Source organism: Enterobacter cloacae complex sp. S2 (assembly GCF_015159675.1).
Taxonomy (GTDB): domain Bacteria; phylum Pseudomonadota; class Gammaproteobacteria; order Enterobacterales; family Enterobacteriaceae; genus Enterobacter; species Enterobacter intestinihominis.
This window is the reverse complement of sequence record NZ_JADDTS010000042.1, coordinates 105,046-105,494: the sequence shown is the minus strand read 5'-3', so window position 1 is coordinate 105,494 and position 449 is coordinate 105,046. Positions and strand designations below refer to the sequence as shown.

The 449-nt window shown below is 35.9% G+C and carries 1 protein-coding gene and 1 pseudogene; one reads left to right on the top strand and one right to left on the bottom strand.

Features of this window, described 5'->3' with window-relative positions; all coding sequences use genetic code 11:
• Window positions 1-72: 72 nt before the first annotated feature.
• Window positions 73-276: a hypothetical protein gene (locus tag IPZ49_RS19470; protein WP_032653883.1), complete on the bottom strand. Its 204-nt coding sequence runs from the start codon at window positions 274-276 to the stop codon at window positions 73-75.
• Between the two features lie 104 nt (window positions 277-380).
• On the opposite strand from IPZ49_RS19470, the pseudogene IPZ49_RS23230 reads away from it, so the two are divergent.
• A pseudogene (locus IPZ49_RS23230) lies at window positions 381-449 on the top strand (hypothetical protein); the annotation flags it as partial.

The window sequence follows — 449 nt, the reverse complement described above, 5'->3', positions numbered from 1 at the left end:
TGTAAAAATCACCAATATAATTAGATGCGCCTTCTTTGTCGCTGACCTATAGTTGCTCATTAAAAATGAAGTCTATACTTTATTTTTTCTATTTTCGATAGAAATTAAAACCTCACAAGCATCTTTTTCACTCACTTGAACTTTTTTAGCCGCATCAATACTCACTTCTTCCTCCTCCTCTTTCATAACCATTCCCCCTGAATAAAACCTAATAAATAAACGCCCTTCTCTCTCGATAAGGATCACTCCATAATTATTAAATATTATTTTATCCATATTACTTCCATCTTTTATTTTTCAATAGTGTGATTTTTAAATAATTTAGCAAAGACTGCGTCAGGGGGTTGTGCGGGATATTCTCAGCAAAATCTTCGAGCGGTGAATATTCTGTAGTGGTGGCGGTTTGCGCCGCGGTTGAATCTGATATCACTGAAATGAACGACGCCGAT